The 14,486-nt window shown below is 42.9% G+C and carries 15 protein-coding genes; 14 read left to right on the top strand and 1 reads right to left on the bottom strand.

The window, feature by feature from the left end; all coding sequences use genetic code 11:
- The 8 genes from BUB11_RS22640 to larC all read left to right on the top strand — a co-directional run bounded on the left by BUB11_RS22640 (position 1) and on the right by larC (position 9,095).
- Positions 1–1,380, top strand: coding sequence for a 4Fe-4S dicluster domain-containing protein (locus BUB11_RS22640; RefSeq protein WP_073032475.1), 1,380 nt, complete (start codon positions 1–3; stop codon positions 1,378–1,380).
- Positions 1,377–2,096 carry a response regulator transcription factor gene (locus tag BUB11_RS22635; protein ID WP_242947690.1) on the top strand — a complete coding sequence of 240 codons (720 nt, stop codon included), beginning with the start codon at positions 1,377–1,379 and terminating at the stop codon, positions 2,094–2,096. The genes BUB11_RS22640 and BUB11_RS22635 overlap by 4 nt, the downstream gene beginning before the upstream one ends.
- On the top strand, positions 2,083–3,528 hold the full coding sequence (locus BUB11_RS22630) for a sensor histidine kinase (protein ID WP_073032473.1): 1,446 nt from the start codon (positions 2,083–2,085) through the stop codon (positions 3,526–3,528). Before BUB11_RS22635 ends, BUB11_RS22630 begins: the two co-directional genes overlap by 14 nt.
- A gap of 147 nt (positions 3,529–3,675) precedes the next feature.
- A complete protein-coding gene (locus tag BUB11_RS22625) occupies positions 3,676–4,521 on the top strand; it encodes an aldo/keto reductase (RefSeq protein WP_073032471.1) in 846 nt (281 codons plus the stop codon).
- Between the two features lie 43 nt (positions 4,522–4,564).
- Entirely contained in the window at positions 4,565–5,464 is a 900-nt protein-coding gene (locus BUB11_RS22620) for a LysR family transcriptional regulator (RefSeq protein WP_073032469.1), read from the top strand.
- Between the two features lie 310 nt (positions 5,465–5,774).
- Positions 5,775–6,938, top strand: a complete 1,164-nt coding sequence (locus BUB11_RS22615) for an MBL fold metallo-hydrolase (protein WP_084110470.1) — start codon at positions 5,775–5,777, stop codon at positions 6,936–6,938.
- Positions 6,939–6,973: 35 nt separating this feature from the next.
- Positions 6,974–7,723 (top strand): nickel pincer cofactor biosynthesis protein LarB, encoded by a 750-nt coding sequence (gene larB / locus BUB11_RS22610; RefSeq protein ID WP_073032465.1) that lies wholly within the window; start codon positions 6,974–6,976, stop codon positions 7,721–7,723.
- A gap of 109 nt (positions 7,724–7,832) precedes the next feature.
- Positions 7,833–9,095, top strand: coding sequence for a nickel pincer cofactor biosynthesis protein LarC (gene larC, locus BUB11_RS22605; protein ID WP_073032463.1), 1,263 nt, complete (start codon positions 7,833–7,835; stop codon positions 9,093–9,095).
- 353 nt (positions 9,096–9,448) lie between these two features.
- Here the strand turns inward: larC and BUB11_RS28550 are convergent, their stop codons facing one another.
- Positions 9,449–10,072 carry a hypothetical protein gene (locus BUB11_RS28550; protein WP_242947688.1) on the bottom strand — a complete coding sequence of 208 codons (624 nt, stop codon included), beginning with the start codon at positions 10,070–10,072 and terminating at the stop codon, positions 9,449–9,451.
- Here BUB11_RS28550 and BUB11_RS28545 point away from each other — a divergent pair.
- The 6 genes from BUB11_RS28545 (at position 10,032) to BUB11_RS22570 (ending at position 14,451) form a co-directional block, all read left to right on the top strand.
- Positions 10,032–10,658 carry a flavodoxin gene (locus BUB11_RS28545; RefSeq protein ID WP_282434041.1) on the top strand — a complete coding sequence of 209 codons (627 nt, stop codon included), beginning with the start codon at positions 10,032–10,034 and terminating at the stop codon, positions 10,656–10,658. The two genes, BUB11_RS28550 and BUB11_RS28545, sit on opposite strands and share 41 nt — an antisense overlap.
- Positions 10,659–10,674: 16 nt before the next feature.
- Positions 10,675–10,824, top strand: a complete 150-nt coding sequence (locus BUB11_RS22595; protein WP_242947684.1) for an SDR family NAD(P)-dependent oxidoreductase — start codon at positions 10,675–10,677, stop codon at positions 10,822–10,824.
- A 248-nt stretch (positions 10,825–11,072) separates the two neighbouring features.
- Entirely contained in the window at positions 11,073–12,242 is a 1,170-nt protein-coding gene (locus BUB11_RS22585) for an iron-containing alcohol dehydrogenase (RefSeq protein WP_073032461.1), read from the top strand.
- A gap of 15 nt (positions 12,243–12,257) precedes the next feature.
- Positions 12,258–13,064, top strand: coding sequence for a flavodoxin (locus tag BUB11_RS22580; RefSeq protein WP_242947682.1), 807 nt, complete (start codon positions 12,258–12,260; stop codon positions 13,062–13,064).
- A gap of 11 nt (positions 13,065–13,075) precedes the next feature.
- A complete protein-coding gene (locus BUB11_RS22575) occupies positions 13,076–13,753 on the top strand; it encodes a flavodoxin (protein ID WP_159436967.1) in 678 nt (225 codons plus the stop codon).
- 2 nt (positions 13,754–13,755) lie between these two features.
- On the top strand, positions 13,756–14,451 hold the full coding sequence (locus BUB11_RS22570; protein WP_073032459.1) for a DUF4405 domain-containing protein: 696 nt from the start codon (positions 13,756–13,758) through the stop codon (positions 14,449–14,451).
- Positions 14,452–14,486: the final 35 nt, after the last annotated feature.

Genomic DNA, 14,486 nt, shown 5'->3' with positions numbered 1-14,486 from the left:
ATGAAATTTAAATTGGTACAGTGCTTGCGGTATGCGTTGCAAGGCATATCGCTCACTTTTTTTGTTTATCTTTTTACCGCTTTGGTTTACCCGCTTGAGTGGCAGGCAGAGGTCTTAGAATGGTTTTCTCGGCTTGACCCCTGGGTGTTGATCAGTTATTTGCGCTGGCAGCACAGCGTACCGGTATGGGCATGGTTGCCGCTGCTGACACTGGTTGCAACTCTTCTAGTGGGGCGGGTGTTTTGCGGCTGGCTTTGCCCCTTTGGTGCTTTATTAATGCTTGTTGACAAAATAAGCAGGGCTGTATTTAAAAACAGGGTAATTAATAAAATTAGGATAAATATATTACACCGCTCACAGCCTGTGCGCTACGTTTGGTTCCTGTTTTTAGCAGTGATCTTTGTTTTGGGCTCAAACTGGGTACTCTTTTTAACTCCGTTTGGACTATTCAGCCATGAGATCGTGCGAAGCTTACAAGGAGCAGTTCCCTGGGTGCTCATTGTCATTATTGTCGGTACTTTATTGTCCTCCCGGCTGTGGTGCAGTGTATTATGTCCCACAGGAATACTGCTGTCGTTAGTGGCAAAGCTGCGCTTATTCCGTTATCAGGTTGACGGTAACTGCATTCGGTGCTCTAAATGCGCTAACATATGTTCCGTAGATGCGGCGCCGCTTGATATTGGGGCGGCGAAAGAAGGCTGTTTGGTCTGTGGAGACTGTCAAATGGTTTGCCCGACAAAAGCAGTTCACTGGCTCCCGCTATTCGGTAAAAGCTCCAAAACTGAGAAGGAGGTCGCCGCCGGTAATGCAGAGGTACAGAATAATCCTTCGCGTCGCCAGTTTATTAAAATCACAGTCGCTGTTGCTGCAGCCGTGGCTTTATGGAAAAGCGTCGGGGCGACAGCAAAAAACGTATTGCGTCCGCCAGGGGCCCTTCAGGAAGCGGATTTCACAGCTGTATGCAACCGTTGCGGCAGGTGCATTAAGGCATGTTCTAACAACGCGCTGCAGGCGATGCCTCTTACTTACGGCTTTGAAAGTTACGAAACACCTTATATCATCCCTCGCCAGGCCAACTGTGTTTTATGCTTTAATTGCCAGGAAGTATGCCCAACAGGGGCGATTGCTAAAGTACCTTTGGAAAAAATTCAGATGGGTACAGCTGTACTTGATCAAGAGCGTTGCATTGCCTGGGTTGATAATAAACAGTGTATTATATGCGGCGAGCAATGTCCGGTTCAGGCAATCGAAGGCGATGAACATAACCCGCCAATGGTTATAGCCGATAAGTGTGTAGGCTGCGGTACTTGTGAAAAAGTTTGCCCGGTTGAAGGCGTGGCCGCGATTGTTGTGCAGCGCACGAAGGGAATGGGCATTTGACCGATCCTTCAGCAAAATGGTATCTTAATTTAGAGAAAGAAGGGATCGTGATTCCAAAATTACTAATTGTCGATGATGATATACATCTTCGAAAGCTGGTGCTCACCTATGCCGAACTTGACGGATTCCGATGCGAGGAGGCCGAAAACGGCAAAACAGCCATCGGAAAAGTAAATAGCACACAGTTTGATATCGTGGTGCTGGATGTCATGATGCCAGGGCTCGACGGTTTTGAAACTTTGGGGGAAATACGCAAGGAGAGCCAGGTTCCGATTATTATGCTGACTTCCCGCAGCGAGGAATACGACAAATTATTGGGCTTTAACCTGGGGGCAGACGACTATTTAGCTAAGCCATTTAGTCCAAGGGAGCTGATGGCCCGTATCGGCGCAGTACTCAAGCGCAGCGGCAGTAAGACAAGTGATAAGCTTGTTTTTGGAGAGCTTTGTATCTCTCCCGGATCAAGAGTAATAACCGCCGGTGAAAAGGTATTGAACTTGCCACCCAAAGAGTTTGATCTACTCTTATATCTCGTACAGAATGAACGACTTGTCCTCAGACGGGACCAGCTGCTGAATAATGTCTGGGGATATGACTACTATGGTGATGTCCGTACGGTAGATACCCATATCAAATCACTTCGGGAGCACTTAGGAGATTACCGGAAAACTATTCAAACCGTCTGGGGGGTTGGGTATAAATTTGAATATAAGTAAAATCCGTAAAAGATCGCCCTTCCGCTCCAAAATTGTAGTGCGTTTGTGGTTAATTATGATGGTCTTGGTGGTGCTTAGCGTCGCTTTTATGTGGGTTGTGCAAATATTTTTGTTTCAGCAGAACTATGTAAACGCCACTGTATCTGAGGTGGAGAGTCGGTTGGAGCCTATTATGGAAGAATTGAAAATAAAAGATCTCGCCAATAATGAGCAAATGATACTATCACTAAGCAAAGCCACTAACGGCAAGATGATGGTGATTGACGGTGACGGAAAGTTAATCTCCCTTTACAGTGCGGGGCATAAATTGGATACACAATCCATGGCAGATATGTCCGGTTTTATCAAGTATTTAAAAGAGAGCCAGGAATATCAGCAGATTTTGCTGGGAAAATCTTATCATAAAATTGTGCGCTATAATACCGAGCCGATAGCGCTGGAAATTGGAATTCCAGTGTCCTACGGCAACCGACAAGCATCGGTTGTTTTATATCATTCCTTGGATCAGCTGCACACCGTGCTTCAGATCAATCGCAATCAGCTGGTGATGTTGAGTATCATCCTTACACTTGCTGCAGCTATGGTTGCCGCCTTATTATCTCGACGCTTCGTTAAGCCAATTCGAATTATCAAGGGCACTGTAGACAAACTTGCCAAGGGCGAACTAACGGCAACACCGGGGCTATCCCTAAACGATGAACTTGGGCAATTATCTGATTCAGTAGAAGAGCTTAGTCAGGCCCTCCAACGAGTGGACATTCTTCGTAAAGAGGTCATCGCCAACGTGTCCCATGAGCTGCGCTCACCTCTGGCCCTGATCAGGGGATATGCCGAAATGGTGCGGGATATCAACTGGAGAGAGGATGAAAAGCGCAATGAGAACCTTAACCTGATTATTCAGGAAGCCGGTCGAATGAGCGAGATGGTCAGCGACATCATGGACTACTCTCAGCTGCAGGCAGGGTATATCCAGCTAAAAAAGGATTGGTACAATCTGTATGAGATTGTGGAGTCGGAGATAGCTAATTGTGAACAGAGCACTGCCGAATATGGAATTACGATCAGATTGGAAAGCACGCGGAATGACATTCCTGTTCAGGTAGACGCGATGAAAATCTGTCAGGTGATGAGGAATCTGATGAATAACGCCATCAATCATACTGCAGACGAAGGAATAATTTCCGTAGTGATTGAGAACCTGAACAGCAAGATCCGGGTATCCGTTATCAATCCCGGTGAACCTATCCCGGAAGAAGACCGCTCAATCATCTGGGAAAGATATCAGCGTAGTCAACATCAAGGCGGACGAAAAAAGGGGACTGGGATCGGCCTTTCAATCGTCAGCACATTCTTGACGGCTCATAACATGCAATATGGTGTAGATTGTGAAAACGGTTTAACTTCCTTTTGGTTCGAGTGTTCAAGAATGTGAGCGAGAACTGATCTTTGCCAATTCTTGACTTCAAGTTATCTCGAAGGGGATACAATAAATTGAGCATAGTAAAATTAACTGTGTAAAGTTAGTTCTGATCAATCAGAGGGCAAAAGCAGGATAAATTCGAATAAAGGAGAAATTGGAATGAAGTATGTAGAATTAAACAATGGTGTCAAGATGCCCATTTTAGGATATGGAGTATTCCAAATTCCAGACCAGGAAGAATGTGAAAGATGTGTACTGGATGCAATAGAGGTAGGTTACCGCTTAATCGATACAGCACAGGCTTATGGTAATGAGGAAGCTGTTGGAAAAGCTATTAAAAAATGTAGTATTCCAAGAGAGGAATTATACATTACTACAAAAGTATGGATTTCCAATGCAGGCTATGAAAAGACAAAGGATTCTATTGAAGAATCATTAGCAAAACTACAGCTGGATTATTTAGATTTAGTATTAATCCACCAGCCATTTAATGACTATTATGGAACATATCGTGCAATGGAAGAACTATATAAGGAAGGTAAAATTAAAGCAATCGGTGTAAGTAACTTTTATCCAGATAGATTAATCGACCTCATTCAGTTCAATGAAGTTGTTCCGGCAGTCAACCAGGTTGAAACACATCCATTCAATCAACAAATAAAAGCCCAGGAAATCATGAAGAAATATGGCGTACAAATTCAAGCTTGGGCACCTTTTGCGGAAGGAAAAAACAACTTATTTGGTGATGAAACGTTAAAATCAATTGGAAATAGATACAACAAATCCAATGCTCAAGTTGCCTTGAGATACCTAATTCAAAGAGGTGTAGCAGTAATTCCTAAATCGGTTCATAAGGAAAGAATGATACAGAACATTGATGTATTTGATTTCGAATTGACAGAAGAAGATATGAATTTGATTGCTGATTTAGATACAGGGGAAAGTTTATTTTTCTCACATTATGATCCACAAACAGTTGAATATTTAACAAACCTAGTGCGATAAAACTAAGTGATGCTATATAAAAGGGAGAAGGTGATGATGTTTCATGTACAAGCTACAGTTAGATACTTTTATTAAGGTCGCAGATTCAGGAAGCTTTTCCAAAGCTGCGGAGGAGCTGCATATTTCTCCTACCGCAGTCATCAAGCAAATTAATCTGCTAGAGTCCGACTTGAATTTGAGGCTGCTTGACCGTACACATCGGGGGATCACTTTGACCGAAGCAGGAAAGTCCCTATACAAAGACGCAAAATACCTCATTCAGTATTCTAAGGACTCGCTCGTCAGAGCAAGAAATGCGATGCAGGGTAATGAAAATATTATTCGCATCGGCACTTCGCTTATGACGCCGACCCAATTTCTGATGGAGCTGTGGCCTAAAATACATGAGCATTGTCCGGAGCTGAAGTTTCAGCTGGTTCCTTTTGAGAACACACCGGAAAACGCCAGGGAAATCTTAAAAAATTTGGGGCAGAATATCGATCTTGTAGCAGGTTTGTATGATGGATCAACTTTAAAACACCGTGGCTGCGCGGCATTGGAGCTTTCCAAAGAGCCGATTTGCTGTGCTGTGTCCATTCACCATAGGCTTGCCGCAAAAAGCATATTGACCGTTTCGGATTTGATCGGTGAAAATCTGATGTTGATTCGGCGGGGCTGGAACAGTTATGTAGATTTACTGCGGGATAATATTTGGGAAAATTACCCCCAAATCAATGTTGTCGATTTTCCTTTTTATGATGTAAACGTCTTCAACCAATGCGAAAGCGGCAAGGATGTTCTGATGGCAGTTGGAAATTGGGAAAATGTTCACCCCTTACTCAAAATCCTGCCTGTTCAGTGGGATTATGTCATTCCTTTCGGATTGCTGTATTCGCCAAACCCATCACCGCAAGTCCTGACATTTATTCGTGCTGTGGCACAGGTTTTTGAATTGGATCTGTAAGTGAAATACCAAACAAGAGTTCATGGAGAAGATCGTTCCATGAACTCTTGTTAAGTTTGGACATAACCTTAAGGTTTATACTAATGAACATTTAGAGACTTCTGTATAAGCTCAATTATTCTTATAATGATCAAGAGGTCTTGCCGCTGATATTCTGTTTATCCAATCGTAAGACTCCCACATCTAAAAGTGGGAATGGCCCCCGTACTCTGCTTCGATGGGATAGACTCCCCGCCGAAGTCTCGATGTTCAGTTTAAACTGAACCATTTCACTTAAGGTAGAGACGCAGCAAAAGGAATGGTTATAAATATGAAAAAGCTTATTAAGATAGTGTTATATTTTTTCGGTTTTTTAGCTTTACTAGTTGTAGGAATTACTTTATTTATAAACTTATACCCATCTTTCGGTGGAAATCCATCTAAAGCGGAAAAAGAAATTTATAGCCAGTTTGATAATTATGTTAACGGGAAGTTTGTTAATGAGGTTCCAACAGTGTTGAGCATGAGTTCCTCAGAATCTGTATCGGCGAATAAGGATGCTGTTGCCGAAACTACAGACCGTAATCCGACTGGTGAAATTCCTGTTTCCGTCATTGATTGGAACAAAATTAAAAGCGAAAAAGATAGTTTAACTTGGTTCGGGCACTCTGCTTTTTTAGTTAGTATCGATAATAAAAAACTACTGATAGACCCTATGTTAGGTCCTATTGCCTCACCAGTTTCATTTGCAGGCATTAAAAGGTATAAATATAGTGAAGATATGCTAAATATTATTGACGAAATGCCACCGATTGACGCAGTCTTTATTTCTCATGACCATTACGACCACTTAGATTATCAATCCATTGTTAAGCTTAAGAGCAAAGTATCACATTTCTTTGTTCCTATTGGAGTAAGTACCCATTTGATTCGATGGGGTGTTCCAAAAGAAAGAATTACGGAACTCAATTGGTGGGACGAAATGGAGCACCATGGTTTAACCGTTGCCTTGACACCCTCCCGACATTTCTCTGGAAGAGGGATTTTTAATCGAGATACTACTTTATGGGGAGGATGGGTCATTCTTGGCAAAAGCACACGTTTATACGCCAGCGGAGATGGTGGATATGGATCCCATTTTAAGGAAATCGGAACGAAATATGGGCCTATTGATATGGCATTAATTGAAGGAGGTCAATATGACCGACGTTGGGCGGATACTCATATGACACCAGAACAATCTGTCCAAGCAAATTTAGATATAAATGGCAAGAATATGATGTTGATGCATTGGGGAGCGTTTACATTAGCTAATCATGGTTGGAAAGAACCAATAGAACGAGCATTTGAAGGAGCAAAAAAAGCAGACGTAAACCTAATAGCCCCTCAAATTTGTGAAACTGTCCTATTAGATTCAGACCTGCACATTCCGTCTTCCGCATGGTGGAATTTGAATGCGGAAAACCAAGTAGCTAGTGAGGCAATAGGGAAATAACGTTGGATATATCTAGGAAATAGCGGGAGTATATAATGAATAAGGTGGATATAAGAAATCTGCTTCAGAAGGTAAAGAACGAGGAATTAGAAGTCGAAGCGGCGATAGATATATTAGAAGATTTACCCTATAAGGAATTGGGCTTTGCTAAGATTGATAATCATCGCGAAATACGGGTAGGATGCCCTGAGGTTATCTATTGCGAAGGAAAAACAGTCGAGCAACTAAAAAGTATCATCCAATATATGCTGACCAAAGAAAATAATATTTTAGCAACTCGAGCTAGCGAAGAAATGTACGAAGCAGTAAAAACTATTTGTGCAGAAGCCAGATATAACCCTCTAGGAAGAACAATCACAATTCAAAAAAGAGAAGATCCTCTCACAGCTAGTAGTTATATTGCCATTGTTTCAGCAGGAACTTCTGATATATCCGTAGTAGAAGAAGCAGCCGAAACGGCCATTATTCTTGGGAACCGTGTGGAAAAAATTATGGATGTGGGAGTTGCAGGCATTCACAGACTTTTAGCAAAAATGGATATCATTCGAGGGGCAAAGGTTGTTATCGTAGTCGCCGGAATGGAAGGAGCACTTGCCAGTGTTATAGGAGGGCTTGTGGATAAACCCATTATTGCTGTCCCAACAAGCGTTGGATATGGAGCAAACTTTGGCGGTCTTTCGGCACTTTTATCCATGCTGAATAGCTGTGCAAGCGGTGTTAGTGTCGTCAATATCGATAATGGATTCGGCGCAGCTTATAATGCCAGTATAATTAATCAATTATAAAATTTGCGGATAAATCAAAAGAACGATAATTGACAAACGGTGTAGGAATTGCCGCATAAAGAATAATGAAATGGATTCTTCAGAATCATTTATGGAGAGGAATTATTAGATGAAGGTACTCTATTTTGACTGTTTTTCAGGGATCAGCGGAGATATGACCCTTGGAGCATTGATGGATCTGGGTGTTGATGAACAGGTCTTCAGAAAAGAGCTTGATAAGCTTAAGCTTGAGGGATATAAGCTTGTTATAGGTAAAAGCATAAAAAATGGGATAACCGGTATGGATGTCAACGTAATTTTGAGCGACGATGAAGAGGATCACCATGACCATTATCAGCACGAAAACAACCATGTTCATGAGCATCATCACCATAAGCACAACCACAGTCACTCTTTCAACCATCATGCACGAAACTTGAGAGACATTGAGGCGCTCATTGATGAGAGTGGTGTATCACAAAGCGCAAAAGATTTCAGTAAAAAGGTATTCAGGGAGATTGCCGCAGCTGAAGCCAAAGTACATGATAAAGACATATATGAGGTGCATTTCCATGAAGTCGGAGCAGTTGATTCCATTGTAGATATTGTTGGCACAGCCATATGCCTTGACCTACTTGGAGTTGACAGAGTATATGCCTCAAAATTGTATGATGGACATGGCTTTATAAAATGTCAGCATGGCACTATACCGGTTCCTGTACCGGCGGTGATGCAGATGTTGTCCCAAAGCGGAATACCTTTGGTACAAACTGATATAAGTACAGAGCTTATCACTCCCACCGGAATGGGGATAATCAAGTGCCTGTCATCAGGTTTTGGCAGTATGCCGCCAATGTTTGTAGACCGGGTAGGCTATGGTATGGGAAAAAGAGAAACCGTCGGCTTCAATGCCTTAAGGCTCCTTATGGGTACTATGGATGAAGTTGATAACGATACTCCTGAGGCGGTAGCCCTTCTTGAAACCAACATCGATGATATGAGCGGCGAAGCATTGGGCTATACGATGGAACAGTTGTTTGAAAATGGAGCACTTGATGTATTTTATACTCCCATTTTTATGAAGAAGAACCGCCCTGCAGTTATGCTGACGGTCATTGCCAGGATTCAGGATGAAGAGAAGCTTGCCGATATGATTCTAAGGGAGACAACGACCCTGGGATTAAGAAGAAGCAGATTCAATAGATATTGTATGAACAGAGAGATCATCAAGGTATCTACAGAATTTGGTGAGGTCAGGGTAAAGGTGGCTTCGAAAAATGGTTTTACTAAATATGCTCCTGAATATGAAGATTGCAGAACTATCGCCAGAAAAACAGAGAAGACTTTTATAGAGGTTTATAATGCAGTTTTGAAACAGGTAGTTAAGGAGTGAGCCTTCGTACTTCAACCGACAGGGCATCTACAACTACCACGCGGCGGCTAAGTTCTTTTATTTATTCGTGCCGTTGAACAGGTTATTAAATTGAATCAGTAGATAAAATATCAGATAGAAGTTCATGGAGCAGACTGTTCCATGAACTCTTTTTACATTTGATTATAACCCAAAGGTTTATACTCATGAACTTATATAGACTTCTGTATAAGTTCAATTCTTTTTATAATGTAAGAGAATAATCAGGAAAAATCTTAAGACGGAGTACCTGTTAATGAAAAAAGCATATTTTGTCGTGCTCATCCTGTTACTAATGCTGTTTTTTACGGGCTGTATGGAGAACAGCAGTATGCTTAAACATTAGCCGATACCATCCGATATGAGCAGTCAAGAAAATTCGAAGGGCGGATTAACGAAAGGAGTATTAATTGCAATTCGTAGGATTTGCCACCAATATCAGGGGGACTTCCTGTGACGGTAAAACAGAAGAACCGCTTGCGGCAAAAGGCGTTAAAGCCCTTTCTGAGTTTATCCGTGAGACAGGTTAAAAATTCAAAACAAGATAGGAGAATCTCAATGAAAAAAATATCAGCAATTTTGCTATCTCTGATTATAATATTTTCCATTGTTGGCTGCAGCAGCAAAAAAACACCCTCCTCTGACAATACGCAAAAAGCTTCCTCGGACTCTGCGCAAGTATCGTCTGAGGAAGCAACGCCGAAAAGCGAATCGTCCACTGACTCCTCTGGACAGTCCGCAACTAAAAGCTCCAACTCCTCTGACAATACGCAAAATTCTGCTTCGGAATCTACAACCGTATCGCCTGTCGACTCTACACCAAAAAGCGAGTTGTCGAGTGACTCCTCTGGGCAGTCCGCCACTAAAAGCTCCAACTCCCCTGACAATACGCAAAATTCTGCTTCGGAATCTACAACCGTGTCGCCTGTCGACTCTACACCGAAAAGCGAATCGTCCACTGACTCCTCCGGACAGTCTGCTACCAAAAGTTCTAATATACTAATTGCCTATTTCACTATGCCGGAGGATGTTAACACAACCGGTGTGGATGCAATTGCTTCAGCCAGTATTGTGGTAAAAGTCGGAAAAGCATTAGGCAATACTCAGTATATGGCCCAAGTGATTCAGCAAACAGCCGGTGGTGATTTGTTTTCAATTGAAACGGTTCAACAGTATCCGTTGGATCATGACCCGCTGGTTGATCAGGCGGCTGCTGAACAAAAGAACAATGCGCGTCCCAAGCTTGCTACCCATGTAGAGAATATGGAGAACTATGATGTAATTTTTCTAGGGTACCCCAACTGGTGGGGAGATTTGCCTATGCCACTTTACACGTTTCTTGAGGAATACGACCTCTCCGGCAAGACTATTATCCCATTCTGCCCCCACGGCGGCAGCGGATTTTCCCGCACTGTCAGCACAATCGCTGAAATGCAGCCCAAGGCAACTGTAAGCAACGAAGGATTGACCGTTTCCAGAAATAATGTGGCTTACTCTGAAGCTGATGTGAAGGCATGGCTAAAGGACATGGGTATGTTGAAATAAGAGGGAGGATATAAATATGTCTACATGGTTAATTACGGGTTGTTCCAGCGGCCTCGGCCGCAGTCTTGCTCAGGCTGTGCTGAAACAGGGGGATAATGCAGTAGTTACAGCAAGAAAGCTTTCTGCTATCCAGGATATTGTAGACTCTTATCCGGATACAGCATAGCTCTTCAATTCGATGATTACTCCCAATATGCCGCTTCTAAATTTGATGAAAACCATAAAGTTCAAGTCAGGGCTGAAGGTTTTCCCATAGATTGTCAGAAAGCTTTTGAGATGGGGGCCCGATTGATGGCTATCTAAGCTTGGGAGGGCTTCTATTCCCGACAGAATACGGGATTCCCGCTAAAGAAATGTGGTTGAAGGAAATTGATTCTCCTCTGTGTCTAATTACCGAAAGGAGTATTGCCTACTATGAATAATTTTGTTTTTGAAAACTCAACAAAGGTTTATTTCGGTAAAGGCTGCGTAAAAGAGTATCTTGCCGACGCCCTGAGGAGTTATGGAAATAACGTTCTGCTGGCTTATGGCGGTGGTTCCATTAAAAAGAACGGTATTTATGACGAGGTAACCGCTATATTAGAAACTGAAGGAAAAAATATCATCGAATTTTCCAATATTATGGCCAACCCTACCTATGAAAAGGTGCTAGAGGGTGCTAAGCTTGCCAAAGAGAATCAGGTCGATGTCATTCTCGGTGTAGGTGGCGGCTCGGTGATGGATTGCTGCAAAGCGGTTGCTATGGCGGCTGTCAGCCAGGAGGATGTCTGGGGAAATTTTTGGGCAAGACCCGGCATTGTGGATTTTGAGCCCTTACCCCTTGGTGTGATTGTCACCGTCTCAGGTACGGGAAGCGAGATGAACGGTGGTGCGGTGATTACCAATGAAGAAGTCAAGGTGAAAACAGGACGTGACTACCCAAAATGTAATCCCAAATTCGCCATGATGAATCCCGAATACACCTTTACCGTGTCCCCAAAACAAACTGCTTCCGGCGGCTTGGACATTTTAAGCCACATCATGGAAATCTATTTTAGTGAGCCCAATGAGGACAATGTTTCCGATGGCATCTCCGAAGCGTTAATGAAAAGCGTCATCCGCAATCTTCCCATTGCCTTGAAAAATCCGTCAAACTATACGGCTCGGAGTAATCTCATGTGGGCATCCACTATGGCTGAAAACCGAATCATAAAGCTAGGGAAAAAGACTGACTTTCAGGCCCATCAAATTGAGCATCAGCTTGGCGCCTATACGGATTGCAACCACGGCTACGGCTTGGCGGTACTTCATCCGGTCTATTACCGTCATATTTACAAGCATGGACTTTCCAAATTCGCAGGCTTTGCCACCCATGTCTGGGGGATTTCCTCTGACGGTAAAACAGAAGAACAGCTTGCGGCGGAGGGTGTTGAGGCCCTTGCTGAGTTTATCCGTGAGATAGGTTTGCCCACTACTCTGCGGGAGTTGGGCCTGACAGATAAGGCTATGCTGAAAGAAATCGCCGATTCCTGCAACATATCTTCCGGAAGCTATAGGCGAATGACCCAGGAAGAAATATTAGATATTTTGACAGAATGCTTTTAAATCAACAAAGAACTCTTGACAGATCTGAAGTTTCTTAAGGTTAAAAATTCAAAACAAGATAGGAGAATCTCAGTGAAAAAAGCAACAGCAATTTTGCTGTCTCTGATTATGATAGTTTCCATTGTTGGGTGCAGCAACAAGAAAACACCCTCCTCCGACAATACGCAAAAATCTTCTTCAGACTCAACAACCGTATCCCCTGGCGACTCTACACCGAAAAGCGAATCGTCCACTGACTCCTCCTCTGGACAGTCCGCTACCAAAAACTCTAATATACTGATTGCCTATTTCACTATGCCGGAGGATGTTAACACAGCCGGTGTGGATGCAATTGCTTCAGCCAGTATTGTGGTAAAAGACGGAAAAGCATTAGGCAATACTCAGTATATGGCCCAAGTGATTCAGCAAACAGCCGGTGGCGATTTGTTTTCAATTGAAACGGTGCAACAGTATCCGCTGGATCACGACCCGCTGGTAGATCAGGCGGCTGCTGAACAAAAGAAAAATGCGCGTCCCAAGCTTGCTACCCATGTGGAGAATATGGAGGACTATGACATAATTTTTCTTGGGTACCCCAACTGGTGGGGAGATTTGCCTATGCCACTTTACACGTTTCTTGAGGAATACGACCTCTCCGGCAAGACCATCATCCCATTCTGCCCCCACGGCGGCAACGGATTTTCCCGCACTGTCAGCACGATCGCTGAAATGCAGCCCAAGGCAACTGTAAGCAAAGATGGATTGACCGTTTCCAGAAATAATGTGGCTGACTCTGAAGCTGAGGTGAAGGCATGGCTAAAGGAAATGGGTATGTTGAAATAAGAGGAGAGTATATGAATAATAAGAAAATGAAAAACAAAATAATTGCTGTCCTGTCTATACTGCTAATCATATCTTTAAGTGGCTGCAGTACTAGGACAGAAACAAACACAAACACTAATAGTACCGAAAAGCAGATTGTCCGATCGGGAGACAAAAAGATATTACTAGTTTACTTCGCTGTTGCAGAAAACAGTGAAGTTGATGCAATTTCTTCTGCCAGTGTGCGTGAAGTGAATGGAGAAGCCAAGGGAAACATCCGTGTTCTTGCAGACACAATTCAGAGAAAGGTGGGTGGAGATTTCTTCTCCATTGAAACTGAACAGGATTATCCGGGAGATCTAAATCCACTGATAGATTTTGCTGCCAAAGAACAGAAAGCAAATGCCCGGCTAGAATTAGTGTCCCATATTGAAAACCTGGACAATTACGATACGATTTTTATCGGTTACCCAAATTGGTGGTATGATTTACCCATGCCTCTTTACAGTTTCTTTGAGGAATATGATTTCTCAGGAAAGAATATCATACCTTTCGCCACGCACAATGGCAGTGGGTTTTCCAATACGATAGAGACTATTAAGAAGCTAGAACCGAATGCCGCTGTTATGAAAGGATTCACCACTAGTCAAGTCGATGTTCTGAAGGTTGAAGCTGATGTGGCCAAATGGCTTGATGAAATGGGAATATAGAAATGACACCAAAGCTGAAATTTAAAATCACCCTTGATATTTTATTAACTGTGCTGTTGCCAGTTCTTATGGCCCATATGTTAACGGGACAGAAAGTACATGAATGGGTTGGAGCGCTGATGTTCATGCTGTTTATCCTTCATAATGTCCTAAATGCCAACTGGTACCTAAATCTATTCCGGGGGAAATATACTCCGCAGCGAATCCTGCAAACCGCTATTAATCTGATTGTGGTTGCAACTGTGCTTGGGTTGATGATAAGCGGCATAATGATGTCACGCCATGTCTTCTCTTTTCTGCCCATAAACGGGGGGATGGCCTTGGCCCGGAAACTGCATATGTTGTCAGCCTATTGGGGCTTTTTGCTGATGTCGCTGCATCTGGGTCTGCATTGGAAGATGATTATGGGCCTAGTCTATAGGTCATTAGGAGTTCAGTCGGCCCCTCACCCATATAAGGCAGTGCTTCGACTGATATTAATCCTGATTGCTGCTTATGGGGTGTATGGGTTTGTTAATAACGATATTGCCTCTTACCTGCTTTTGAAAATCGAGTTTGCATTCTTTGACTCTGAGCAGTCGGCAATGCTATTCTTTGCAGAATATCTTGCTATGATGGAATTGTTTGCCTGTGTTGCCTATTATCTTTTAATGATTTTGCAGAGATATACTCTTAAAGGAAAACAGACCCATCGTTGAAATGACATTACTAAAATATCCACATTAGAGGAGCT

It is taken from the genome of Desulfosporosinus lacus DSM 15449 (genome assembly GCF_900129935.1).
Classification (GTDB): Bacteria; Bacillota; Desulfitobacteriia; order Desulfitobacteriales; family Desulfitobacteriaceae; genus Desulfosporosinus; species Desulfosporosinus lacus.
The sequence above is the reverse complement of the archived record's forward strand: the minus strand, read 5'-3'. Positions and strand labels throughout refer to the sequence as shown.

Coding starts and splice junctions, on each gene's coding strand:
- BUB11_RS22640 (WP_073032475.1), top strand. CDS start 1: ATGAAATTTAAATTGGTACAGTGCTTGCGGTATGCGTTGCAAGGCATA.
- BUB11_RS22625 (WP_073032471.1), top strand. CDS start 3,676: ATGAAGTATGTAGAATTAAACAATGGTGTCAAGATGCCCATTTTAGGA.
- BUB11_RS22620 (WP_073032469.1), top strand. CDS start 4,565: ATGTACAAGCTACAGTTAGATACTTTTATTAAGGTCGCAGATTCAGGA.
- BUB11_RS22615 (WP_084110470.1), top strand. CDS start 5,775: ATGAAAAAGCTTATTAAGATAGTGTTATATTTTTTCGGTTTTTTAGCT.
- larB (WP_073032465.1), top strand. CDS start 6,974: ATGAATAAGGTGGATATAAGAAATCTGCTTCAGAAGGTAAAGAACGAG.
- larC (WP_073032463.1), top strand. CDS start 7,833: ATGAAGGTACTCTATTTTGACTGTTTTTCAGGGATCAGCGGAGATATG.
- BUB11_RS22595 (WP_242947684.1), top strand. CDS start 10,675: ATGTCTACATGGTTAATTACGGGTTGTTCCAGCGGCCTCGGCCGCAGT.
- BUB11_RS22585 (WP_073032461.1), top strand. CDS start 11,073: ATGAATAATTTTGTTTTTGAAAACTCAACAAAGGTTTATTTCGGTAAA.
- BUB11_RS22575 (WP_159436967.1), top strand. CDS start 13,076: ATGAATAATAAGAAAATGAAAAACAAAATAATTGCTGTCCTGTCTATA.
- BUB11_RS22570 (WP_073032459.1), top strand. CDS start 13,756: ATGACACCAAAGCTGAAATTTAAAATCACCCTTGATATTTTATTAACT.